At 63.7% G+C, this 21,165-nt stretch carries 21 protein-coding genes; 9 read left to right on the top strand and 12 right to left on the bottom strand.

Annotated elements, in window-relative coordinates; genetic code table 11:
- Positions 1–35: 35 nt before the first annotated feature.
- The 3 genes from NKI39_RS18220 to NKI39_RS18230 form a co-directional block, all read right to left on the bottom strand.
- Positions 36–1,124, bottom strand: a complete 1,089-nt coding sequence (locus NKI39_RS18220; protein ID WP_352450536.1) for a hypothetical protein — start codon at positions 1,122–1,124, stop codon at positions 36–38.
- 216 nt (positions 1,125–1,340) lie between these two features.
- Complete coding sequence (locus NKI39_RS18225; RefSeq protein WP_023679507.1) at positions 1,341–1,730, bottom strand: c-type cytochrome; 390 nt, start codon at positions 1,728–1,730, stop codon at positions 1,341–1,343.
- A gap of 127 nt (positions 1,731–1,857) precedes the next feature.
- Entirely contained in the window at positions 1,858–2,469 is a 612-nt protein-coding gene (locus NKI39_RS18230) for a thymidine kinase (protein WP_023679506.1), read from the bottom strand.
- 237 nt (positions 2,470–2,706) lie between these two features.
- Between NKI39_RS18230 and NKI39_RS18235 the strand changes: the two genes are divergently transcribed.
- From NKI39_RS18235 to choV, 3 genes are all read left to right on the top strand, one after another.
- Positions 2,707–3,642 carry a choline ABC transporter substrate-binding protein gene (locus NKI39_RS18235; protein WP_292660734.1) on the top strand — a complete coding sequence of 312 codons (936 nt, stop codon included), beginning with the start codon at positions 2,707–2,709 and terminating at the stop codon, positions 3,640–3,642.
- 118 nt (positions 3,643–3,760) lie between these two features.
- Positions 3,761–4,615, top strand: a complete 855-nt coding sequence (gene choW / locus NKI39_RS18240) for a choline ABC transporter permease subunit (RefSeq protein WP_254819158.1) — start codon at positions 3,761–3,763, stop codon at positions 4,613–4,615.
- A complete protein-coding gene (gene choV, locus NKI39_RS18245) occupies positions 4,612–5,793 on the top strand; it encodes a choline ABC transporter ATP-binding protein (protein ID WP_352540993.1) in 1,182 nt (393 codons plus the stop codon). The genes choW and choV overlap by 4 nt, the downstream gene beginning before the upstream one ends.
- A gap of 236 nt (positions 5,794–6,029) precedes the next feature.
- Here choV and NKI39_RS18250 read toward each other — a convergent pair whose 3' ends face one another.
- Both NKI39_RS18250 and NKI39_RS18255 read right to left on the bottom strand, forming a co-directional pair.
- The gene (locus tag NKI39_RS18250) at positions 6,030–7,439 is read right to left on the bottom strand and encodes an ATP-binding protein (RefSeq protein ID WP_352540994.1); all 1,410 of its coding nucleotides are present in this window, start codon (positions 7,437–7,439) and stop codon (positions 6,030–6,032) included.
- Positions 7,436–8,152, bottom strand: a complete 717-nt coding sequence (locus tag NKI39_RS18255; RefSeq protein ID WP_352469721.1) for a response regulator — start codon at positions 8,150–8,152, stop codon at positions 7,436–7,438. Before NKI39_RS18255 ends, NKI39_RS18250 begins: the two co-directional genes overlap by 4 nt.
- Before the next feature lie 237 nt (positions 8,153–8,389).
- On the opposite strand from NKI39_RS18255, the gene NKI39_RS18260 reads away from it, so the two are divergent.
- From NKI39_RS18260 to clpS, 3 genes are all read left to right on the top strand, one after another.
- Positions 8,390–8,734 carry a hypothetical protein gene (locus NKI39_RS18260; RefSeq protein WP_352833496.1) on the top strand — a complete coding sequence of 115 codons (345 nt, stop codon included), beginning with the start codon at positions 8,390–8,392 and terminating at the stop codon, positions 8,732–8,734.
- Between the two features lie 36 nt (positions 8,735–8,770).
- Positions 8,771–8,986, top strand: coding sequence for a hypothetical protein (locus tag NKI39_RS18265; protein WP_352450529.1), 216 nt, complete (start codon positions 8,771–8,773; stop codon positions 8,984–8,986).
- A 256-nt stretch (positions 8,987–9,242) separates the two neighbouring features.
- Positions 9,243–9,548: an ATP-dependent Clp protease adapter ClpS gene (gene clpS / locus NKI39_RS18270; protein ID WP_352540995.1), complete on the top strand. Its 306-nt coding sequence runs from the start codon at positions 9,243–9,245 to the stop codon at positions 9,546–9,548.
- 172 nt (positions 9,549–9,720) lie between these two features.
- On the opposite strand, the gene NKI39_RS18275 is transcribed toward clpS, so the two are convergent.
- Genes NKI39_RS18275 through NKI39_RS18290 form a run of 4 tightly spaced genes read right to left on the bottom strand, consistent with a single transcriptional unit; the run spans position 9,721 to position 16,549 of the window.
- Positions 9,721–11,808, bottom strand: coding sequence for a hypothetical protein (locus NKI39_RS18275; RefSeq protein WP_352833406.1), 2,088 nt, complete (start codon positions 11,806–11,808; stop codon positions 9,721–9,723).
- A 3-nt stretch (positions 11,809–11,811) separates the two neighbouring features.
- Complete coding sequence (locus NKI39_RS18280) at positions 11,812–14,634, bottom strand: DUF4159 domain-containing protein (RefSeq protein ID WP_352833409.1); 2,823 nt, start codon at positions 14,632–14,634, stop codon at positions 11,812–11,814.
- Positions 14,631–15,545, bottom strand: coding sequence for a DUF58 domain-containing protein (locus tag NKI39_RS18285; RefSeq protein WP_352833412.1), 915 nt, complete (start codon positions 15,543–15,545; stop codon positions 14,631–14,633). The genes NKI39_RS18280 and NKI39_RS18285 overlap by 4 nt, the downstream gene beginning before the upstream one ends.
- Positions 15,545–16,549, bottom strand: a complete 1,005-nt coding sequence (locus NKI39_RS18290; RefSeq protein WP_352450525.1) for an AAA family ATPase — start codon at positions 16,547–16,549, stop codon at positions 15,545–15,547. The genes NKI39_RS18285 and NKI39_RS18290 overlap by 1 nt, the downstream gene beginning before the upstream one ends.
- Before the next feature lie 144 nt (positions 16,550–16,693).
- Between NKI39_RS18290 and NKI39_RS18295 the strand changes: the two genes are divergently transcribed.
- Genes NKI39_RS18295 through NKI39_RS18305 form a run of 3 tightly spaced genes read left to right on the top strand, consistent with a single transcriptional unit; the run spans position 16,694 to position 19,234 of the window.
- Positions 16,694–17,323: a DUF1285 domain-containing protein gene (locus NKI39_RS18295; protein ID WP_352469826.1), complete on the top strand. Its 630-nt coding sequence runs from the start codon at positions 16,694–16,696 to the stop codon at positions 17,321–17,323.
- Positions 17,324–17,336: 13 nt separating this feature from the next.
- Positions 17,337–17,969: a CoA pyrophosphatase gene (locus NKI39_RS18300; protein WP_352469827.1), complete on the top strand. Its 633-nt coding sequence runs from the start codon at positions 17,337–17,339 to the stop codon at positions 17,967–17,969.
- Positions 17,966–19,234, top strand: coding sequence for a CCA tRNA nucleotidyltransferase (locus NKI39_RS18305; protein ID WP_352469725.1), 1,269 nt, complete (start codon positions 17,966–17,968; stop codon positions 19,232–19,234). The genes NKI39_RS18300 and NKI39_RS18305 overlap by 4 nt, the downstream gene beginning before the upstream one ends.
- A 3-nt stretch (positions 19,235–19,237) precedes the next feature.
- Here NKI39_RS18305 and NKI39_RS18310 read toward each other — a convergent pair whose 3' ends face one another.
- From NKI39_RS18310 to hemF, 3 genes are all read right to left on the bottom strand, one after another.
- Complete coding sequence (locus tag NKI39_RS18310) at positions 19,238–19,423, bottom strand: DUF1059 domain-containing protein (RefSeq protein ID WP_023679490.1); 186 nt, start codon at positions 19,421–19,423, stop codon at positions 19,238–19,240.
- Positions 19,424–19,703: 280 nt separating this feature from the next.
- Positions 19,704–19,964: a DUF1344 domain-containing protein gene (locus NKI39_RS18315; protein WP_352541000.1), complete on the bottom strand. Its 261-nt coding sequence runs from the start codon at positions 19,962–19,964 to the stop codon at positions 19,704–19,706.
- 257 nt (positions 19,965–20,221) lie between these two features.
- Positions 20,222–21,136 (bottom strand): oxygen-dependent coproporphyrinogen oxidase, encoded by a 915-nt coding sequence (gene hemF / locus NKI39_RS18320; protein WP_352833414.1) that lies wholly within the window; start codon positions 21,134–21,136, stop codon positions 20,222–20,224.
- Between the last annotated feature and the right edge of the window lie 29 nt (positions 21,137–21,165).

Consider the following 21,165-nt stretch of genomic DNA (forward strand, 5'->3'; position numbering starts at 1 on the left):
GCTGCCAGCCCTTGGGAGCAGTGCACGTGCAGCAATTACGACTGCACGTAATTTGCCGAATTGTGCTTCTTCATCACATCGTCGAAGCGGCGGGCGAAGGCATCGTCGGCGAGCTTCTTGCGGCGCTGGATGTCGGCGGTGGCAACCATGTTTTTCTCGTGCATTTCAAGCAGATCGCCGATGTGCTTTTGCGAGGCGGCACCAATGCCGGCCATGGTCTCTTCGGCGGTGTTGTCGACCTGGCTGCCCAGCGTGTTGATCTTGTGGGCGACATCCTGCTGGGCGGCGGTCTTCAGCGAATCTTCCAGCGCCTTGTACAGCACGATGCGCTGCTCGGTATCGATGGTCAGCTTGTTGATCAGCGTCGATTGCGCCGCGATCTGGTTGTTGAGCGAATCGACGAAGGTCTGGAACATCGAGGTGTAGCGCTCCAGCGTCTGGCTTTCGGCCAGCAATTCCTGCTCCTTGGCCTGCTTCTCGTTGTATTCCGTGGCTAGTTTCGAGCGTTCGCCTTCCAGCTGGGTGCGCTCCTTCTGGCTGGTCGAGGCGGCGATCTTGTTCTCGATGTCGAGCAGCATCGGGTTGAGTTCTTCGATGCGTTTCTGCACGGTCTCGAGATTGGACATGGTGGTCTTGCGGCGCTCGATCACCTGCGACAGGCTGGCCTCGGAGGTCTTGTAGCGCGTGTCGAGAACCTGCTTCTGCGCCTTGAGGATGCCGACGATGGTGTCGGATTTCGCCAGCAGCTCCTGCAGATTGCCGGCCAGCGACATGTTGCGGACGCGGTCGGTGCGCAGGCGCTGCTTGCGCTGGCTGGAGAAGACACCGACGAAATTTTCCCAGCCGGTGTAGTTCTTCATGCTCTCGAATTCGGCGCCGAAGACGTTGGTGGCGTCCTCGAGGCCGATAATCAGGTCGGCGATATTGCCTTCCATCACCTTCTGCTGCTTCAGCACGTCCTCGATGCGGGCATTCTCGATGTCGAAATTGGCGTCGCCGATCTTCTTGTCGGCGGTGGCGAGCGTGTCGAGCACAGTACCGGACTGCTCGATCTTGGTGCGCATGTCCTCAACGACCTGCTTGGTCTTGGCAATCTCGGCGTCGAAATTCTGCAATGTCGCCATTGGGGCCTCCCGCTTCGGCATCGGTTTCGTTTCGCAAACCGCCGCGAATATATGTGCCGGGTTTGGCGAATGAAAGACGGAAGACATGGGATTACAGGAAAACAAAAGAATTTCAGAAGGCCGACCGCAGGATAGTCAGGCAATGATTACGGTGTAACTGCCGTCCGGTCAGACACCGCTTCAACCGCGGCTGGACTTTCAGGTCGGGAGCGACGCTCAGGGCTTGGGATCGGCCTTGAGGTAGGCGATGACATTGGCGATGTCGTCGTCGCTGGTCAGGCCGGAGAAGGCCATTTTGTTGCCGGGGACCTTCTGCCGCGGCGCGCGCAGGTATTCGGCGAGGTTTGCTTCGTCCCAGACCAGGCCGGCGGCGCCGGCGTCCTTCATCCCCTGCGAGTAGCGGCTGAGATAACTGTCCGCGGTGCCGGCGGTGCGGCCGACGACACCCAGCAGATGCGGGCCGACCTTGTCGTGGTCGCTCGTTGCCTCATGACAGGCCATGCATCTGTTGAAGACTTTCTTGCCGAGAGCGGCATCGCCGTCGGCATGCGCGGCAAGAGCGCCGGCGATGAGGAAAGCAGCGGCAGACGAAATGGCTCGAAGCATGGGAACTCCCCGACGGCTCTGGCTGAGAGGTTCTGAAATAGGAAGCAGGCCTTAAACAAGCGCCGCACGATGGCGCGATTGGCGAACGAATGTCGGCCGGGAGGTCGGATGAAAGCAATAGCGCTGGTCAGGTTTTGGTGAAGCCGATGAAATCGTCGGGCACGGCGCGGCCCATTTCTTCTTCCCAATGGCGGCGGCAGAGCGAGACATAGACATCCTTGCCGATCGCCACCTGTTCGCCCTGTTTCGCCACCTTGCCGTCGGCACCGAGGCGCACCACCATCGTCGCCTTGCGGCCGCAACGGCAGATGGTGCGCACCTCGCGCAGGTCGTCGGCGATTGCCAGCAGGGTGCGCGATCCGGAAAACAGCTTGCCCTGGAAATCGGTGCGCAGGCCGTAGCACATGACCGGGATGTTCAGCCGGTCGGCGATGCGGGCGAGTTGCCAGACTTGCTCCTCTTCGAGGAACTGCGCCTCATCGACGAAGACGCAATGGACCGTGGCGTGGTCGTGATGCTCGGCGACCCGGGCGAACAGGTCGTCGCCGTCGCGGAACATCTCGGCTTCCGTCTCCAGGCCGATGCGCGACGAGATCAGCCCGGTATCGCCCTTGCGGTAGTGGCCGGCGATGAACAACATCGTCGTCATGCCGCGCTCGCGGTAATTATACGAGGCCTGCAACAGCATCGTCGTCTTGCCGGCATTCATCGTCGCATAATGGAAGTACAGCTTGGCCATGCCGTCCTTTTAAGCCGAGTTGCAACAAAGCGGGGAGGGGGAGCGCCTACATTCCACCGGGAAAAGGCGACTTCCATCCGGAAAGCGGCGGGCGTGTCGCTGATCGGCCAGCCTGCGCCGTTGTTCGTGATTGCCTTAGTGCTTGAAACCGCAGCAGAATGATGTTTGGCTGACGGAACAAAGGCGGAGATAAAACCGTCGCTTCGCTTCACCGAGAACTGAAATGGGAGAATTTTCATGTCGCGTATGAGTTCATTCGTCGCCGGCCTCGGCCTGGCGGCTTTTCTATCCACGACTGGGGCCTTCGCCGGCGATCCGGAAAGCTGCAAGACGGTGCGGCTGTCCGATGTCGGCTGGACCGACATCCAGGCGACCACCGGCGTCGCTTCGGTGCTGCTCACGGCGCTCGGCTACGAGCCGCAGGTGATCCAGCTTTCGGTGCCGGTGACCTATGCGTCGCTGAAGAACAAAGACCTCGACGTGTTCCTCGGAAACTGGATGCCGTCGATGACCAACGACATCAAGGACTATGCCGCCGAAGGCTCGGTCGAGACCGTCAGCGAAAATCTCAGCGGTGCCGGCTACGGCATCGTCGTTCCGACCTATGTCGCCGATGCCGGTGTCAAGACGCTGACCGATCTCGGCAAGTTCAAGGACAAGTTCGACGGCAAGATCTACGGCATCGAGGCCGGCAATGACGGCAACCGCATCATCCTCGACATGATCAAGGATCCGAAGACCAATCTCGAAGGCTTCGAACTGGTCGAATCTTCCGAGGCCGGCATGCTCACCCAGGCCGAGCAGTCGATGAAGAACAATGAATGGATCGCCTTCCTCGGCTGGACGCCGCATCCGGTGATGGGCGCCATGAAGATCACCTACCTCGAGGGGATGGGAGATAGCGGCTTTGGTGCTGCCACCGTGCATACCAATGTACGCAAGGGCTACATGAGCGAATGCCCGAACGCCGGCAAGTTCATCGCCAATCTGAAGTTCAACCTCGACATGGAAGGCGAGATGATGGACGCGATCCTGAAGGGCGGCGATGCCAATACGGTCGCGACCGACTGGCTGAAGAAGCACCCGGACGCGGTCGCTCCCTGGATCGCCGGCGTCACCACCTTCGACGGCGGCGATGCGGCGGCTGCGGTGAAAACGGCGCTCGGAAGCTGACCCGACCATCTGGCATGACGAGACAAGGGGCAGCCACGGTAGAAATGGCTGCCCTTTTTCATATCCTGTGACAAGATGACCGTCCGGCGAAGGACGGCGCCGGCAGAAGAGGGGCTAGATGGATCCGATCTCCAAATTCCTGGTCAGTTACAAGATTCCCATCGGGGCATGGGGGAAGGCGTTTTTCGGCTTTCTCACCGACAATTTCGACACCATCTTCAGGGCCTTTTCCAACAGCCTCAACTTCCTGCTCGACGGCATCGTCGACGGGCTGCTGTTGCTGCCGCCGGTTCTGCTGATCGCGCTGATCGCTCTGCTCGCCTATTTCCTGCAGCGCTCGAAAGGCCTGGCTTTGGCGGTATTCATCGGATTGCTGTTCATCCTCAACCAGAACCTGTGGAAGCAGACGGTGGAGACGCTGGTGCTGGTGGTCGCCGCCGCCGCCGTGTCGATGGCCATCGGCGTGCCGCTCGGCATCTGGGCCGCGCACAAGCCGAAGGTGTATCGCGTCATGCTGCCGGTGCTCGACCTGATGCAGACATTGCCGACCTTCGTCTACCTGATCCCGGTGCTGACCCTGTTCGGCCTCGGCAACGCGCCCGGCCTGATCGTCACCATCATCTTCGTCATCCCGACCTCGGTTCGGCTCACCCATCTCGGCGTCACCTCGGTGCCGAAATCGATCGTCGAGGCGGGCGAGGCATTCGGCGCCACCAAGCGCCAGCTGCTGTGGAAGGTCGAGCTGCCTTCAGCGCTGCCGACCATCATGGCTGGGCTGACCCAGTCGATCATGCTGTCGCTGTCGATGGTGGTGTTCGCCGCCCTGATCGGCGCCGGCGGCCTCGGTACGGAAATCAACCGGGCGCTCGGTTCGCGCAGGATCGACCTCGGGCTTGAGGCAGGGCTCGCCATCGTCGTGCTCGCCATCGTGCTCGACCGGATGACGCGCATCGGCGTGGGAGGCAAGAAATGACCGTCGCCGTCGATTTCAGGAATGTCGACATCGTCTTCGGCGCCGACCAGGCAGGCTCGCTGGCGCTGATCGACAGTGGTGCCACCCGAGCCGAGATCCTCGAAAAAACCGGCAACGTACTGGGCTGCGCCGGCGCCAGCCTCACCGTGAACGAGGGCGAGATCTCGGTGCTGATGGGGCTTTCCGGCTCCGGCAAATCGACGCTGCTCAGAGCCGTCAACCGGCTGAACGTCGTCTCGCGCGGCCAGGTGCTGGTCAAGGATGGCGACGGCACGGTCGACGTCGTCACCTGCGACGAGGCGACGCTTCGGCGGCTGCGGCAGAAACAGGTGGCGATGGTGTTCCAGCAGTTCGGCCTGCTGCCGTGGCGCACGGTGGAGGAGAATGTCGGCCTTGGCCTCGAGCTCGCCGGCGTACCCGAAGCCGAGCGCAAGGAGCGGGTGAACAGGCAACTGAAGCTGGTTCATCTCGACCAGTGGTCGAAGAAATATGCGCATGAGCTGTCCGGCGGCATGCAGCAGCGCGTCGGCCTGGCGCGCGCCTTTGCCACCGAGGCGCCGATCCTGCTCATGGACGAGCCGTTCTCGGCGCTCGATCCGCTGATCCGGACCAAGCTGCAGGACGAGTTGCTGCAGCTCCAGGCCGAGCTGAAGAAGACCATCATCTTCGTCAGCCACGACCTCGAGGAGGCGCTGAAGATCGGCACCCATATCACCATCATGGAAGGCGGGCGCATCGTGCAAACAGGCGCGCCGGAAGACATCGTGCTGCGGCCCGCCAACGACTATGTCCGCGACTTCATCGCCAATGTGAACCCGCTCTCGGTGCTGACCGCGTGGAACGTCATGCGCGACCGACGCGACCTCGAACATGGCGAGAACGGCTGGGTGTGGCTCGACCGGCGCAGGACGACGCGTTTCAAGATCGACGAGCATGGGCTGGTGGCGGCGGCCGAGCGCGACGGCAAGCCGGCGGTCTGGGTGTCCTGCGCCGATGTCGAAGCCCAGCCGGAGGAGACGGCTCAGGTATTCTGGGCCAATCCCGGCACCTCGCTGAAGACCGTGATGCTGGCCATGCATCGCTCGCAGACCGCACCCGTCGCGCTATTCGACGAGCAGTCGCGCTTCGTCGGCGCCATCGGCGTCAGGGATGTGTTGAGCGCGGTGCTGCGAAGATAGTTTTTCTCCTTGGGGAGAGAACCAAGACCAAACGCCGAGTTCTGTCGCGCCCCCCTCTGTCCTGTCGGACATCTCTCCCACTTGGGGGGAGATCGGCGGCTTCGCGGACGGCTCTCACATTCCAACGTTTGTAATTGGCGAAATCGGCGATGACGGCCAATCTCCCCACCTGTGGAGGAGGTGTCCAGCAGAACAGAGGGGGCGCGAAGGAACGCCGGCTTAGCCCGATACGCAAGCTAAACCGCCAGCGGCAGGCGCAGCTCCGTCATCAGGCCGCCATCGGGATGGTTGGACAGGCTGACTTCGCCGCCGGCGCTACGGGCGATGTTGCGGGCGATGGTCAAGCCGAGGCCGAGGCCGCCGGTCTGACGGCTGCGCGACTGTTCCAGGCGCACGAACGAGCCGAACACGGCGTCGAGCTCGGCTTGCGGGATGCCCGGACCCTCGTCATGGATCGCCAGCGTGATTGTCTTGCCTGATTGACGCAGGCTGAGATGCGCCCTCTTGCCATAGGTCACCGCGTTCTGGACGAGGTTGGTGACACAGCGCCGTAGCGCGACCGGCTGCGCGACGCAGATCAGGCCGCGCGAGCGCGCGTCCTCATTGTCGAAGGAGACCTCGTCGAAGCCGTCGGCGATCGATTCTACCAGCGACCAGAAATCGATCCTCTCGCTCTTCTCCTCGGTCACCTCGAAAGTGGCGAAGTCGATGACCGAGCTGGCAATGCCTTCGATGTCGGCGAGGTCGTGCGCCAGTGCGGCGCGCACGGACGAATTCCTCAGCAGTTCGAGGCGCAGCCGCATCCTGGTCAACGGCGTGCGTAGGTCGTGCGCCAGCGCGGCGGCAAGATGCTCGCGGTCCTCGACGTAGGCGCGCAGTCTTGCCTGCATGGCATTGACCGCCTTTGCCGCGGTACGCACCTCGCGGCTGCCGCTCTCGGCGATCGGCGGGCTCTTCAGGTCCTCGCCGATCCGCTTCACCGCGGTCTCCATCATCCGGTAGGGCGCCGTCAGCCGGCGCAGCGACCAGATCGAGGAAGCCACCACCAGCCCGGCGATCAAGGCATAGAGTGGCAGGCTATCGAAGCTCAGTATCGGCCCGGCCGGCGTGTTCGGCTCGGTGAAGTTCAGCCATTGGCCGTCGGCAAAGCGAAGCGAAGCGGTCAGCTTGTCGCTCTGGGCGAAATCGGCCGCCAGCACCAGCAGGTCGCGCTCGACCTGGCCAATATCGGGACCGGCGACCGTCCCGCCGGGAGCGTCGGCTTCGTGCGTTGCCGGGTCGCGACGGACCCGCGCGTCGGTGATGCCGAACTTCGATAGCCGGCCGACCAATATGTCCTCCAATTCGGCCAGCTCGTCGTCGCCGGCTATCGAGGAAGTAACGGCGGGCGTGTTGGAAACGGTGAGCGCATAAGTGGCGTTGAACAGGCCGGAGGCCGTCGCCTTGCGCTGTTCGGGGGTGGCGTCATGCATCAGCTGTACCAGCGAGAAGGCGCGGTCGTTCAGCCGATAGAGATCGACGACGTCATTGGCGGCGGCACGGTCCCGCGAAACGATGTAGAGCGTCGCGATCTGGCTGATCAGCAGGCCGGCGATGACGATGAGCAGCACCCAGACCGGCAGTGTTTGCGGCAGAATGCGTCTCATTCGGCGGTCGTCTCAGGCAGGAACTGGTAGCCGCCGCTGCGCACAGTTAAGATCAGCTTCGGCGTTTTCGGGTCATCCTCCATCTTGCGCCGCAGCCGGCTGACCAGAATGTCCACGCTGCGGTCGAAGCTGTAGCCGCTGTCGCCGCCGGACAGCTCGATCAGCTGCTCGCGGCTCAGTACGCGTTGCGCGCTCTTGACGAAGGTCTGCAGTAGATTGAATTCGGCCATCGTCAGCTCGATCCTGACGTCGCCGGGCGCCATCAGCCGGCGGCGCGAACAGTCCATCGTCCAGCCGGCGAAATGGTAGATCTGCCGCGAGGCCGCGCGTCGCGGTTCGGCGGCGCCATTGCGTCTCAAGACGGCACGAATGCGTGCGAGCAGCTCGCGCGGATCGAAGGGTTTCGGCACGTAGTCGTCGGCACCCATCTCCAGCCCAACCACGCGGTCGGTAGTTTCGGTAACCGCGGTCAGCATGATGATCGGCGTCGAATAATTGGCGCGCAACTCGCGGCAGAGCTCCAGCCCGCTCTTGCCGGGCAGCATGACGTCCAGGACGATCAGGTCGACCTGGGCGCGGCGTAGGATGGTCTCCATCTCGGTGCCGTCGGCGGCGACCGATGTATGCAGCCCTCGCTTCTGGAAAAATTCCTGAAGCAGGTCGCGAATGCCCTTGTCGTCGTCGACGATCAGTATGTGGGGGTCGGATTTCACAGGGAACCTGTCATTTGTGGATCGCCCAAGCGCTGCTTCGGCTGTCAGCCAGACGATAGAATTCAGGCCATAAGTTGGCCAGTGGAGATCGGCGGCCCGATCCGGGCTGCCCAGAAACAATCCAGAAACAAAATTCTACAATCCGGAAAAACTGCCGAAAAAAATCAAAGGCATAAGTGGTGCCGTGGCGGTCAGGTCATCGGCTGCGACACGCGTTACGGGATTACGGACAGACCAATGCAAAGGTTCTCGATCAGTCTGATGGGTGCGTTGCTTTCCATTTCGCTCGTCACGGTCGCGGTCGAACATGCCGATGCAAAACTGGCCGATGCGAAGGTGGCCAATGCACAGGCGGCCGATGCAAAGGTGGCGACCACCCGCAGCGAGCGTTGCATCGATCTGAACCGCCAGTTTGACGAAGCCCTCGAAACCCATGCCGCGGCAACGCAGGTCACCGCGGCGAAAGCACTTCAAAGAAAGGGAAACCGGTTCTGCGCCAACAAGAAACAGGCACAGGGAATCCGGATGCTCGCGAACGCTTTGAAGCTGCTTGGAGTGACACCGATCGATCCCGTTCAGTGACACTCAATCCGATCTGCACAAAAAGGAAGTGAAGCCATGAAAAAGTCCCTCCTCTCCGCCCTCGGTCTCGCCATCGCGCTGGCCGTCTCGATGCCGGTTCTCGGCGCCAGCAGCGCCAATGCCGCGACCACCACCCCGGCTGCGACGACAACGACGACCGCTGCGCCGGCCAAGGCCGTGAAGAAGGTCGCTGCCAAGAAGACCGTCAAGAAGCACAAGAAGCACGCGGTCAAGGCAGCCCCGAAGGCCTGATCAAGCGACATCTTTCTACCCTATGAGAAGACCGCTCCAGTTGCGATTTGCCTGGAGCGGTCGTCTTTTTTGTTGCGTGCATACAATAGGGCCAGGCCCGGCCCACACCCCCGGTTGAACGCCAGACGGCAGTTCCCACATAGGCGCGGACTTTGAACTGCGCCTGCCGGGAAGCCGATCGCGCGCGGTTGAATGGACGACCGCTTTTGCCCATGTCAAAATGACCGCAAAGCTGTCGTACGCAATTGCCGGTCCAATGCCTGAAATCACGACAAAACCCCGTACCAGCACGAAGCCGAAGGTCGAACGGCCGAAGCTCTACAAGGTCATCCTGGTCAATGACGATTTCACGCCGCGCGAGTTCGTCGTGACGGTGCTGAAGTCCGAGTTCAAGCTCAGCGAAGACCAGGCGCATAGGATAATGATCACCGCGCACCGGCGCGGCGTCTGCGTTGTCGCCGTCTTCACCAGGGATGTCGCCGAGACCAAGGCGGCGCGGGCAACCGATGCCGGCAAGGCCAAGGGCTACCCGCTGATGTTCACGACGGAGCCGGAGGAGTAGGGCGGTTCGCTTTCTTCCTTCTCCTCTTGTGGGAGAAGGTGGCCGAGCGAAGCTCGGTCGGATGAGGGGTGTTCCAGCTTGGCAAGGACGGCACTCCGTCCAGCACCCCTCAACCGTCTTGGCGCTGCGCGCCAATCCACCTTCTCCCACAAGGGGAGAAGGATAAACCGCGTTACCGCCCTTCGCGGTACCACATCGAGCCCATCGCCAGAAGCAGCAGGCCGAGGCCGAGGAAGCCGCCGAACAGCGGCACGCGCGAGACGGCCTTGAGTACGCTGTCGTCGGTGGTGCGCAGGCCGATCCAGTCATCGCCGGAGGCAGCGCCCGAGGAACGGACCGGGACTACGGATGGCAGCGTGACGGTGCTGGTGAGAGTGCCAAGTGCTGAGGCCGGCGCCAGCCGGCGAACGCTGCCGCCGGTTGCCTCAGCCGGTGGTTTCAGCCGGTTCTCGGTGGAGACGACGTCGGTGAATTCCGGGGCGTTGACCGGCCCGACATGGGCCAATGCCGTCAGGTCGCCATTGCCGACCTGATAGAGACCGATTTCGTTGGTCTCGACGCTGCCGAGGAAGACGCCTGGTTCGGATTTCTCGAGCCTGACGATCAGTGCCTTGCCGGACGGCGTGATGACTTGCGCCGGGCCGGGGTCGTCGCTCATCGTCTGGCGGCGGATTTCAAGCACCATGCCGCGGCCGTCGGCGGTCAGCCGCTCTTCCTCGAGTTCGGGCTCCTTCATCAGCCAGTGGGCGATGCGCCGGTAGAGCTGGACATGGGGGCCGCCGCCCTCGAAGCCGCGCGCCCACAGCCAGCCCTGGTCGGACAGAAGCATGCCGACGCGGCCTTCGCCCTTGCGATCGAGCAGCAGCAGCGGCCGGTTGTCGGCGCCCTTCATCACCACCTCGCCCTCGGGGTTCTCGACGCCGATGGTGCGGAACCAGCGGCTCCAGTGCGGCGGCTCGGTCGCGGAGCCGTCGAGCCCGCGCGTTACCGGATGACGCTGGCCGGTATCGGTGAGGCGCGGATAGAAGGCCTTGTCGATGACCTCGCCGGTCGGCATTGCCGGCAGCGCCGACATCAGCGGCGTGCGAGCGATCGAGCTTTCGCCGGCATATTCGGGGCCTGCCGCGATCAGCAGCGCGCCGCCCTTTTCGACATATTCGGAGATATAGTCGTAATAGAGGATCGGCAGTACGTCGCGGTGCTGATAGCGGTCGAAGATGATCAGGTCGAAATCCTTGATCTTCTCGACGAACAGCTCGCGCGTCGGGAAGGCGATCAGCGACAATTCGTTTATCGGCGTGCCGTCCTGCTTTTCCGGCGGGCGCAGGATGGTGAAGTGCACGAGGTCCACCGAAGCGTCGGATTTCAGCAAATTGCGCCAGGTGCGCTCGCCCGCATGCGGTTCGCCGGAAACGAGCAATACGCGCAGATTTTCGCGAATGCCGTCGATCAGCGCGATGGCGCGGTTGTTGGTGTCGGTGAGTTCGCCCGGCTCGTGGTTGATGGCGAGTTCGACAATGTTGCGCCCGGCACTGGGAATGGTCACCTGCAGCGGCATCGCCTGGCCGATGTTGGCGTGCTCGACCGATACCTGCTCGCCATTGACCGATACGCGGACATCGACCGGGCCGGTTTCGTTGTTGGTGGCGATGACGCGATAGGTCATGTCGAGCGGCTTGCCGACGAGGCCGAAGCGCGGCGCATTCTCGAAGCGAATGCGACGGTCCTTTTCATGCTCGTTGCCGGTAATCAGCGCGTGCAGCGGGGCATTGAAGTCGGGTGCGCCGGACGGCGCGTCATGCACCTCGCCATCGGTGATCATGATGGCGCCGCCGATGCGCGATGGCGGCACGTCGCGGAAAGCATTTTCGAGCGAGGAAAACAACCGCGTCTCGGTGCGCTCGTCAGCGGCTTCGGACTTGCCGGCTTCGACGACACGGACGTCGAACTGCTTGAAGCGGCCGAGACGCTGCTGAAGCCCGGCCAACGCCGCGTCAGTCTGCTTGGTGCGGTCGCCGATATCCTGGCTCTGACTGCGATCGACGACGACGGCGACGATGCTTTTCAGCGGCTCACGTTCTTCGTCGAGGAACACCGGATTGAGCAGCGCCGCAGCCAGGGCAATCAGGGCTGCCAGGCGGAAGACCGCGCCGCGCTGGCGAAACCAAAGGCCGACCAGCGCCAGCAGCAGCAGCGGCACCAGAACCACTGCGAGCAGTGGCCAGGTGATGAGCGGTTCGAAGGAGAGCGACCAGTTCATAGTCTACTGCCCCAGCCGTTCGAGCAGCACCGGGACGTGCACCTGATCGGATTTGTAGTTGCCGGTCAGCATGTACATCATGATGTTGACGCCGGCACGCAGCGCATAGATGCGCTGCATCGGATCCGAAGGCACCGTCGGCAATAGCGGGTCGCCATTCTCGTCGACGGCCCAAGCGCCGGCGAAATCATTGGCGGTGATCATGATTGGCGAAACGCCGTCGCCGGTGCGCACCGGGCGGTTCTCGGTGTTGCTGGCTTCGAGCGATGCCTCGACCCAAAGCGGGCTGCCGGCAAAACGGCCAGGAAACTCCGGAAGGATATAGAAGGATTTGGTCAGCACGTGGTCCGACGGCACCGGCTCCAGCGGTGGCACGTTGAGGTTGCCGAGGATGTCGCGCAGCCGCTCCGTCGCCGGGCTGGTCGAATCCGCACCAATGCCATTGGCGAACTGGTCGCGGGTGTCGAACAAGACCGTTCCGCCCTGCTGCATGTAGGCGTCGATGCGGGCGATGGCGGCCTCGCTGGGCATCGGGGCCGAGGGATCGATCGGCCAGTAGATCAGCGGATAGAAGGAAAGTTCGTCCTTCGAGATGTCGACGCCGGCCGGTGCTCCGGGTTCGAGCGCGGTTTTTTCGATAAGAAAGCGGGTCAGGCCTTCGAGCCCGGCGCGGCTGATCGAATCGACACCCGGCTCGCCGGTCAGCACATAGGCGATCCGGGTCTTTGAAATGTCCCCGATCGCCTCCGTATCTCCCGGTTTGGCGTCGTCGGCACGCGCGACGTCCGCGTGGCCAATCAAAGCGCCGAGCGCAATCAGCAGGACGGCTGCCGTCGCCGCAGCGCCGGCACGGCGCGGCCGGCGCGACAACAGGCCGCCCATCCAGAATACGGCAAGCGTGTCGAGCACCATCAGCACCAGGGCGGCCGTGACAAGCGGACCTTTGAGGTTGCGCTGCTCGTCGAAGGCATACTGGATGGTGGTGACCGGCACCGTGATTTCAGGCCGGGCCAGCGGCGTGAATGCGCTGTCGCCACCGAGCAGATTGTGAGCGAACACTCCCGTCTCCGAGCCGTAGAGGCCGGGCGGGTTTTCCAGCGTCACCGGCAGCGGGCCGGCGCCGGGCACCAGCGGCCTGGCATCCGGCGTCGGCGGCACCAGCGTGCCGTCGGCAGCGATCATGCGATAGGGTGCCAGCGACGTGGCGGCTGCCTCGGCATTGGCGACCGCCGAGCCCTGGTTGCGCGACAATTGCACGATGCGCCGCAGCATCTCGACGAAGCTGCCGGAGATCGGCAGGTTGGACCACGTCGCCTCGGGGGTGACGTGGAACAGTACGAGGGTGCCCTTGTCCTTCTTCATCCCGGTCACCAGCGGCGTACCGTCGGCAAGCGTGGCCCAGGTGCGCTCGACAATGTCGGGCGTCGGCTCGGCCAGCACCTGCCTGGTAACGGTGACCTCGGTCGGCGGCGCGAGGTCGGCGAAGGGACCGGTTTTCGGGAATTCGGTGACCGGCTGCGGCGCCGTCCATGACAGCGCGCCGCCAAGCGATCGCTCGCCGGTGCGCAGCCGGACCGGCAGCAGATCGTCGTCATTGCCGGCAGCGGCCAGCCGCGAACCGGCAAAACGCACCAGCGTGCCGCCCTTGTCGACCCAGTCGACCAGCCTCTGCCGCGCCTGTTCCGGAATGGTGCCGACATCAGCCATGACGATCATCGCCGGTTTCTGGTCGAGCAGTTGCGGGATGGCGTCGGCGAGATCGACGCTCGACGGCTCGACGAGATCGGCGAAGGGCTGCAGGGCGCGGCGAATGTAGTAGAGCGGCGACAGCAGCGGTTGCGCCTGATCAGCCTCGGACTGCGACAGCAGCCCGACGCGGCGGCGTTTTGAGCTCTCATCGAGCACGCGGACGGCACCGGCCTGGCGCTCGCCATCGAGCGCGATGTAGGCGAAGTCGTTGCGCAGTTCGAACGGCACCGCCATCGTGCCGGTTGCGGTGGTTCCGCCCGGGGCAAAGGTCAGCGTCGCGTCGGCAATGCGGCGCCCCTTGTCGTCGAACGCGCCGGCCGTCACCTGTGCAGGTGCCGGATCGCCCGGTGCGCGGATGGCGGTCAGGGCGAAGCCGTCGACCTGGTTGTCGGCGCCGGTCAGGCCGGTCAGCGACAGCCGGTCGGAGACGGCCCAGACGACACGTGCCGCGTTCTTTGACAACAACGTGTTGAAGGCGGCTTCGTCGCCTTGCGCCGCCAAGCCATCGGCGAGCACTGCGACGCTTGCGCCCGGCAGCGACTCCAGGGCTGACGCGACGCGGGCGTAGACGGCGGGGCGGTCGGTCGGGATCGGCCGCGGCTTTGCCGCGCGCAGCCGGTCGAGCGCGGCAGCGGCATCGAAGGGACCGATCTCGGCATTCGGCTTCTCGGCGGTGAAAGCGATGAGCACCGGCACGCCGTTCGAATTGGCATCGGCGATCAGCCGCTCGGCGGTGGCGACCCGCTTGCCCCAGTCGGCGGCACTTGCCCAGTCATTGTCGATCACCAGCGCCAGGGCGGCGCCTTCGGCCGGCAGCTTTTCGCGCGGGTTGAAGACGGGTTCGGCAAGTGCTGCCACGACAAGCGCGGCCATCAGCAGCCTGAGCAGCGTCAGCCACCAAGGGCTCTGCTGCGGCGTTTCTTCGCGCCTCAGCACGCGGGCGAGAATCCTGAGCGGCGGAAACACCTCGGCTTGCGGCCTGGGCGGGGTCAGCCGCAGAAGCCACCAGATCACCGGCAGCGCCAGCAGGCCCCACAGCACCATCGGCGCCCCGAAGGAGAGCGGCAGCCAACTCATGCGCGGGCCCTCCCGGCAAAGCTGCCTTCGGCGGTCATCGCCATGTGGATGCGCACCAGCGCCTCGGAGGCAAGGCGATCGGTATGATTGACGGTAAAGCTCCAGCCACGCCGTTTGCACCAGGCGGCGAGTTCCTGGCGGCGGGCGGCATAAAGCAGGCGATATTCCTCGCCCAGCATTTCGGCGCGGCCGGCGGTCAGCTTGTCGCCGGTCTCAGGATCGGTGAATTCGGTGCGCCCGGCATAGGGGAAGCTTTCCTCGGCCGGATCGGCGACCTCGACAAGATGGGCGCGCACGCCGTGGCGGGCGGGAACGTCCAGCCACGCAATAGTGTCCTCGACGGGGTCGAGGAAATCGCTGACGAGGACGATGTCGCAGAACCGACGAATGCCGGATAGGTCGGGCTTTGCCGGCAGGTCGCCGGCGTGCATTAGTTGCGCCGCGATGCGCTCGGCGCCATTGCGGGCGGTGAACGGGTCGGTCAGGCCCGGCCAGGCAATGCGCTCGCCGCTGCGCGACAAAAGCTCGGCCATGGCCAGCGCCAGCACCAGGGCGCGCGATTCCTTGGAAACGCTGGCCCCGGTCGATTTGTAGAGCATGGAAGGCGAGGGATCGGCCCAAAGCCACACCGTGTGGGCAGCCTCCCATTCACGGTCGCGGACATAGGTGTGGTCGTCGCGAGCGGAACGGCGCCAGTCAATGCGCGAGGAATCGCCTTCGACGTAGGGCCGGAACTGCCAGAAATTCTCGCCGATACCGCGCTTGCGGCGGCCATGCCAGCCGGCAATTACCGTGTTGACGATGCGGCGCGCCTCGACCAGCAGGTCCGGCACCAACGAAGCCCGCAACCGGCCTCTGGCGAGCGCATCGCGCGTCGCTGCCGGTGCCTGCGCTTCACCGATGCGCGCCATCAAATCCCTTTCGCGAGCTTCGCCACAACATCGCGAACCGTGGTGCCCTCGGCGCGGGCGGCGAAGGTCAGCGCCATGCGGTGCTGCAGCACCGGCTCGGCGAGCGCGCGGACGTCGTCGACCGACGGCGCCAGCCGGCCATCGTAGAGGGCGCGGGCGCGGGTGCACAGCGTCAGCGCCTGACTGGCGCGCGGGCCTGGGCCCCAGGCGACGTGCTTGTCGGTATCGGCGTTGCCCTGGCCGGGGCGCGCTGAGCGCACCAGCTTGAGGATCGCCTCGACGACGCTTTCCGGCACCGGCATACGGCGGATGAGCGTCTGGATGTCCTTCAGCCGCGCCGGCTGCAGCACGTTTTCAGCCTTGGCATCCTCGATACCGGTGGTCTCCAGCAGGATGCGGCGCTCCGCCTCGATCTCGGGGTAGAGGATATCGACCTGCATCAGGAAGCGGTCGAGCTGCGCTTCCGGCAGCGGATAGGTGCCTTCCTGCTCCAGCGGGTTCTGCGTCGCCAGAACGTGGAACGGTGACGGCAGATCATGGCGCACGCCGGCAATGGTGACGTGGTATTCCTGCATCGACTGCAGCAGCGCCGACTGGGTGCGTGGCGAGGCGCGGTTGATCTCGTCTGCCATCAGCAGTTGCGCAAAGATCGGCCCGGAAATGAAGCGGAAGGAGCGCTTGCCGAATTCATCCTGCTCCATCACTTCCGAGCCGAGAATGTCGGATGGCATCAGGTCGGGCGTGAACTGGATGCGGCGCGAATCGAGGCCGAGCACGATGCCCAGCGTTTCGACCAGCTTGGTCTTGGCGAGGCCGGGCACGCCGACCAGCAGTGCATGGCCGCCGGCCAGCAATGCGACGAGCGTGCGCTCGACGACGCTTTCCTGGCCGAAAATGACCCGGCCGACGCCGTCACGGACCCTCGAAATGTCGGCCAGCGCTTTCTCGGCCTGCGCCACCATGTCCTTTTCGCTGATTGGGCTTTCCTTGATCATAACGCTCATGCAGCATCGATCCTTCTGTTGGAAACACCGCTTGGCACCTTGGTGCCGCAGAGAATGCCGCGATTCGGCTTCGCATGCGCCTGCAATGAACTTAAATCACAGACTTAGGCTGACAAGCGGAACAACAGTGACTATTTCGTGACCATGACGGAAGCCGCCGACCATCGTGAAGAGAGCCTGACGGCCGCGACCGAGGCGCGCGGGCTGGAAGCGCTGGTCTCGCGCGCGACGCGCGCCGGTAAGGGGCCGGCGCCGGTGGAACGCTGGAATCCGGCATTTTGCGGCGATCTCGACATGGAAATCAAGCAGGACGGCACCTGGTTCTATCTGGGAACGCCGATCGGCCGGATGCCGCTGGTGCAGCTTTTTTCCTCAGTGCTGCGCAAGGACGCGGACGGCAGGACTTACCTGGTGACGCCGGTGGAAAAGGTCGGCATCCGCGTCGCCGACGCGCCCTTCATTGCCGTCGAGATGGACGTGTCGGGCGTCGGCGACGGACAAATCATCACCTTTCGCACCAATGTCGGCGACGTGGTCGAGGCTGGGGCGGGACACCCGCTGCGCTTCGTCGATGAGGACGAGACAGGTGGCCTGAAGCCTTATGTGCTGGTGCGCGGGCGGCTGGAGGCGCTGGTGGCACGGCCGGTGATGTACGAGCTGGTCGAGCACGGCGAAGAGATCGACATCGGTGGCAAGAGGATGTTTGCCGTCCGTTCCAAAGGCGAGGTCTATCCAATCATGCCGGCTGAGAAACTGAAACGGCTGAGCGCATGATGGACCGCCTATGATGGATCAGGTGATGCCGTTGCCGTTTTCCGTTGCCGGGTTTCGCCAGCGCGTCGCGGCGCAGCCGCTGGCGCATGCCGGCGACGATTTTGGCGACCACCGCTTCAATCCGGGCCATCCCAGGCTGAAGCTGGCCAAGGCGCTGCGCGATGCCGCCGTGCTGATCCCGGTGGTCGATCATGGCCATGAAGCCACGGTCCTTTTGACCAGGCGGGCGGAAAAGCTGCGCAACCATTCGGGGCAGGTGGCTTTCCCCGGTGGTACCATCGATCAAACCGATGCGAGCCCGGAAGCGGCGGCGTTGCGCGAGACATTCGAGGAGATCGGTCTCGATAGGGATTACATCGAGATCGTCGGCCGTCTGCCGGACTACGTTTCCGGCAGCGGCTATCGCATCGCCCCGGTGCTCGGGATTGTGCGGCCCGGTTTCAGCCTGACGCTGAATTCCGACGAAGTCGATGCCGTCTTCGAGGTGCCGCTGGGCTTTCTGATGGACCCCGCCAACCACACCAGAGACAGTCGCATGTGGAACGACCTCGAATGGTTCTATTACGAGATGCCCTATGGCGACCAGCGCATCTGGGGCGTCACCGCGGGCATCATCCGTACGCTTTATGAAAGGCTCTATTCGTGAGCGATCCAGTGTCGATCGCGGACAAGGCCGGGTGGCTCGGCGAACGCCACCTGCAGCGCCTGCTCGCCGCGCTGACTGATGGCGGCGAGGAGGCGCGTGTCGCCGGCGGTGCGGTGCGCAACGCGCTCATCGGCCAGCCGGTCGCCGACATCGACATCGCCACCACCACGGTGCCCGAGGAAACCATCCGGCGCGCCGAGGCGGCAGGCTTCAAGACGGTACCGACCGGCATCGAGCATGGCACAGTCACCGCGGTCGGCCACGGCAAGGCCTATGAGGTCACCACGCTGCGTGCCGATATCGAAACCGACGGCCGGCGCGCCAAAGTGTCGTTCGGCCGCGACTGGAAAGCCGACGCTGAGCGGCGTGATTTCACCATCAATGCACTCTATGCCGAGGCCGATGGAACGGTCGTCGATCTGGTCGGCGGTATCGCCGATATCGAAGCGCGGAGGCTGCGATTCATCGGCGATCCGGAAGCCCGTATCCGCGAGGATTATCTGCGCATCCTGCGTTTCTTCCGTTTCTTCGCATGGTATGGCGACGGTAGGCCGGATGCCGAAGGGTTGAAGGCTTGTGCTCGGCTGAAGCAGGGGCTCGACCAGCTTTCGGTCGAGCGCGTCTGGTGGGAATTGAAGAAATTGCTGTCGGCGCCAGATCCGTCGCGGGCGCTGCTGTGGATGCGCCAGGCCGGCGTTCTGACCGCCGTTTTGCCGGAAAGCGAGAAATGGGGCATCGATGCCATCCACGGGCTGACCAAGACCGAGAAGGACCTGGCCTGGGCGCCGGACCCGCTGCTCAGGCTGGAATCCATCGTGCCGCCGGATGCCGCGCGCATGAAAACGCTTGCCGAGAGATTGAGGCTTTCCGTGAGCGAAGCAAGCCGGCTGCGGAATTGGGCGATCACGGCTGCCGTCGATCCGAAAACGACTGAAGGAGAGTTGGCGAAAAGGCTTTATTTTGGCGACCGCCAAGGCTTTGTCGACCGGTTGCGGCTGTTGCTCGCTTCCGCTCGATCCCGCGCGGTCGAAGACAATGACGCACTGCTCGAAGCCGGCGGCTTCTCGCGCCTGCTTGCCTTCGCTGCAAAATGGCAAAATCCTGTTTTTCCGGTCAAGGGCGCCGATCTGACGACGCTTGGCGCATCACCGGGGCCGAAGCTTGGTGCAACGTTGAAGAATCTCGAAAAGGAATGGGTCGAGTCCGGTTTTGCGCTTGATCGCGGCGCGCTGCTCAAGCGCGCCGCGGAGGCACTCGAATCCTGACCGTCACGCTGCGTCGCGGACCTTTTCGATGCGCGAGCGGATCGCCTCGATCATCGTCTCGCGGATCACCGTCTCGCCGTGCGTCTCGCGCAGATGCTCGACGGCACGGCGCATGACCTCAGCCTCCTCCTCGGCGCGTGTGTGCCACTCGCAGCCGGGTACGAGCGACCCGCAATGGAATTCCTTCATCGGCTTCTCCTCATCTCCTCCTTGGAGCGCCGCGCAGCGCACTGACACGGAAGCTCCAGACCTTTGATTGCGCGATCCGGAAACCGCGTACGGTATCCGGGCTACACGCTGGCCAGCTAAGCATAACACGATCGAACGGTTTTGGTTGCCTTAGAGTGCCGTGCGTCCAAGCCGACACGCGGCCCTCTGGTGATCGGGTTGCGAAAAGGCGGAGCATCGCTGCTCCGCCCTCTTACGCCACCCAGGAGTAAGACCTCGTCTTGCTCCAGCGGGCAGGACATCACTTCACGATCTTGACTGCCTCGGCAATTTTATCCTTGCCGCTCATATCCCACGTGACGCGGACCTTTTCGCCGACCTTCAGGCCAGGATCCTTGAAGGTCTGGGGCAACGTAAAGGTGGCTCCGTTATCCAGAACTAGGCTCATCGCCGTTCCATCAAAGCTTTTGATCGTGCCGGTGGTGTGCTTGACCGCAGCGAATGCGGCAGTACCAGAGGCGAGAACGGCAGTGGCGGCTGCGGTCATAATAAGCTTGCGCATGGCATGCTCTCCTGGAAAATACGGGCACCGCTTGGGAAAGGTGCCCGATTCAATCATGGGCCGTCCGGTCACGTCGGGTCGCGGCTCTCGGGAGTAAAGAACCGCCGGCGTTTCCCGGCCCGACGCGACAAATAGCCCAATCTTTACAATGATACATTAGACGAAAAAGATATTTTCTGGCGCGCCTTGCGCCACATTCGCCGTCAAATTCTGGGGATTTGGACCCGATTGCGGCTCACGTCGTGCTCACCGAGATTTTACGGCCATTTCGCTTCTGGCGGCAGGCTGGACAGGATCGAGGCGACATTGCCGCCGGTCTTCAGCCCGAAGATGGTGCCGCGATCGTGAAGCAAGTTGAATTCGACATAACGGCCGCGGCGGATGAGCTGCTCGTCACGGTCGCCATCGGTCCAGTTGTCATTGAAGTTGGCGCGCACCAGATGTTCGTAGACGACGAGAAAAGATCGCCCGACGTCCTGGACGAAGTTGAAATCGGCGTCCCAGCCGCCTTTGTCCTCATCCGAATGCAGCCAGTCGAAGAAGATACCGCCGGTACCGCGTGGCTCGTCACGGTGCGGCAGGTAGAAGTACTCGTCGCACCAGGCTTTGAATTTCACGTAGTCGGCGATCGCCGCGTTCTTCTCGCACGCAAATTGCATCGCTCTGTGGAAGGCGATCGTGTCGGGGTCGTCCTGGCTGCGGCGGCGGTCGAGCACCGGTGTCAGATCGGCGCCGCCGCCGAACCACTGGCGCGAGGTGACGACCATGCGCGTGTTCATATGCACGGCCGGCACGTTGGGGTTCCACGGATGGGCGATCAGCGAAATGCCGCTTGCCCAGAAGGAGGGGTCCTCTTCGGCGCCCGGCATCTGCTTCCTGAATTCGGGCGAGAACTCGCCGTGGACGGTCGAGGTGTGGACGCCGACCTTCTCGAAGACGCGGCCGTGCATCATCGACATGATACCGCCGCCGCCCTTGCCGGCATCGCGTTGCCACGGCGTCTTTTCGAAGCGGCCGGGCGACCAGCTAGCCTGCGGCCCCTGCAGGTCCTGCTCGATCTGCTCGAAGCTGGCACAGATGCGCTCGCACAACGTCTCGAACCACAGCCGTGCCTTCGTCTTCTTCTGTTCGATGTCGGCTGGCAGCCCCGCCGGTATCTCGGGTCGTTGCAAATCCTGTCTCCGGTTGCGGGCGCGCCCGA

This window comes from Mesorhizobium sp. M0664 (genome assembly GCF_040320565.1).
GTDB lineage: Bacteria > Pseudomonadota > Alphaproteobacteria > Rhizobiales > Rhizobiaceae > Mesorhizobium.

What these genes read in the sequence shown, in the direction of transcription:
- NKI39_RS18315 (WP_352541000.1), bottom strand. Translation starts at nt 19,964, where the DNA reads ATGCGCAAGCTTATTATGACCGCAGCCGCCACTGCCGTTCTCGCCTCT.
- NKI39_RS18230 (WP_023679506.1), bottom strand. Translation starts at nt 2,469, where the DNA reads ATGGCCAAGCTGTACTTCCATTATGCGACGATGAATGCCGGCAAGACG.
- NKI39_RS18260 (WP_352833496.1), top strand. Translation starts at nt 8,390, where the DNA reads ATGCAAAGGTTCTCGATCAGTCTGATGGGTGCGTTGCTTTCCATTTCG.
- NKI39_RS18250 (WP_352540994.1), bottom strand. Translation starts at nt 7,439, where the DNA reads ATGAGACGCATTCTGCCGCAAACACTGCCGGTCTGGGTGCTGCTCATC.
- NKI39_RS18275 (WP_352833406.1), bottom strand. Translation starts at nt 11,808, where the DNA reads ATGAACTGGTCGCTCTCCTTCGAACCGCTCATCACCTGGCCACTGCTC.
- NKI39_RS18300 (WP_352469827.1), top strand. Translation starts at nt 17,337, where the DNA reads ATGGATCAGGTGATGCCGTTGCCGTTTTCCGTTGCCGGGTTTCGCCAG.
- NKI39_RS18285 (WP_352833412.1), bottom strand. Translation starts at nt 15,545, where the DNA reads ATGGCGCGCATCGGTGAAGCGCAGGCACCGGCAGCGACGCGCGATGCG.
- NKI39_RS18225 (WP_023679507.1), bottom strand. Translation starts at nt 1,730, where the DNA reads ATGCTTCGAGCCATTTCGTCTGCCGCTGCTTTCCTCATCGCCGGCGCT.
- NKI39_RS18290 (WP_352450525.1), bottom strand. Translation starts at nt 16,549, where the DNA reads ATGAGCGTTATGATCAAGGAAAGCCCAATCAGCGAAAAGGACATGGTG.
- clpS (WP_352540995.1), top strand. Translation starts at nt 9,243, where the DNA reads ATGCCTGAAATCACGACAAAACCCCGTACCAGCACGAAGCCGAAGGTC.
- choW (WP_254819158.1), top strand. Translation starts at nt 3,761, where the DNA reads ATGGATCCGATCTCCAAATTCCTGGTCAGTTACAAGATTCCCATCGGG.
- NKI39_RS18235 (WP_292660734.1), top strand. Translation starts at nt 2,707, where the DNA reads ATGTCGCGTATGAGTTCATTCGTCGCCGGCCTCGGCCTGGCGGCTTTT.
- NKI39_RS18265 (WP_352450529.1), top strand. Translation starts at nt 8,771, where the DNA reads ATGAAAAAGTCCCTCCTCTCCGCCCTCGGTCTCGCCATCGCGCTGGCC.
- NKI39_RS18220 (WP_352450536.1), bottom strand. Translation starts at nt 1,124, where the DNA reads ATGGCGACATTGCAGAATTTCGACGCCGAGATTGCCAAGACCAAGCAG.
- NKI39_RS18295 (WP_352469826.1), top strand. Translation starts at nt 16,694, where the DNA reads ATGACGGAAGCCGCCGACCATCGTGAAGAGAGCCTGACGGCCGCGACC.
- NKI39_RS18310 (WP_023679490.1), bottom strand. Translation starts at nt 19,423, where the DNA reads ATGAAGGAATTCCATTGCGGGTCGCTCGTACCCGGCTGCGAGTGGCAC.
- choV (WP_352540993.1), top strand. Translation starts at nt 4,612, where the DNA reads ATGACCGTCGCCGTCGATTTCAGGAATGTCGACATCGTCTTCGGCGCC.
- NKI39_RS18280 (WP_352833409.1), bottom strand. Translation starts at nt 14,634, where the DNA reads ATGAGTTGGCTGCCGCTCTCCTTCGGGGCGCCGATGGTGCTGTGGGGC.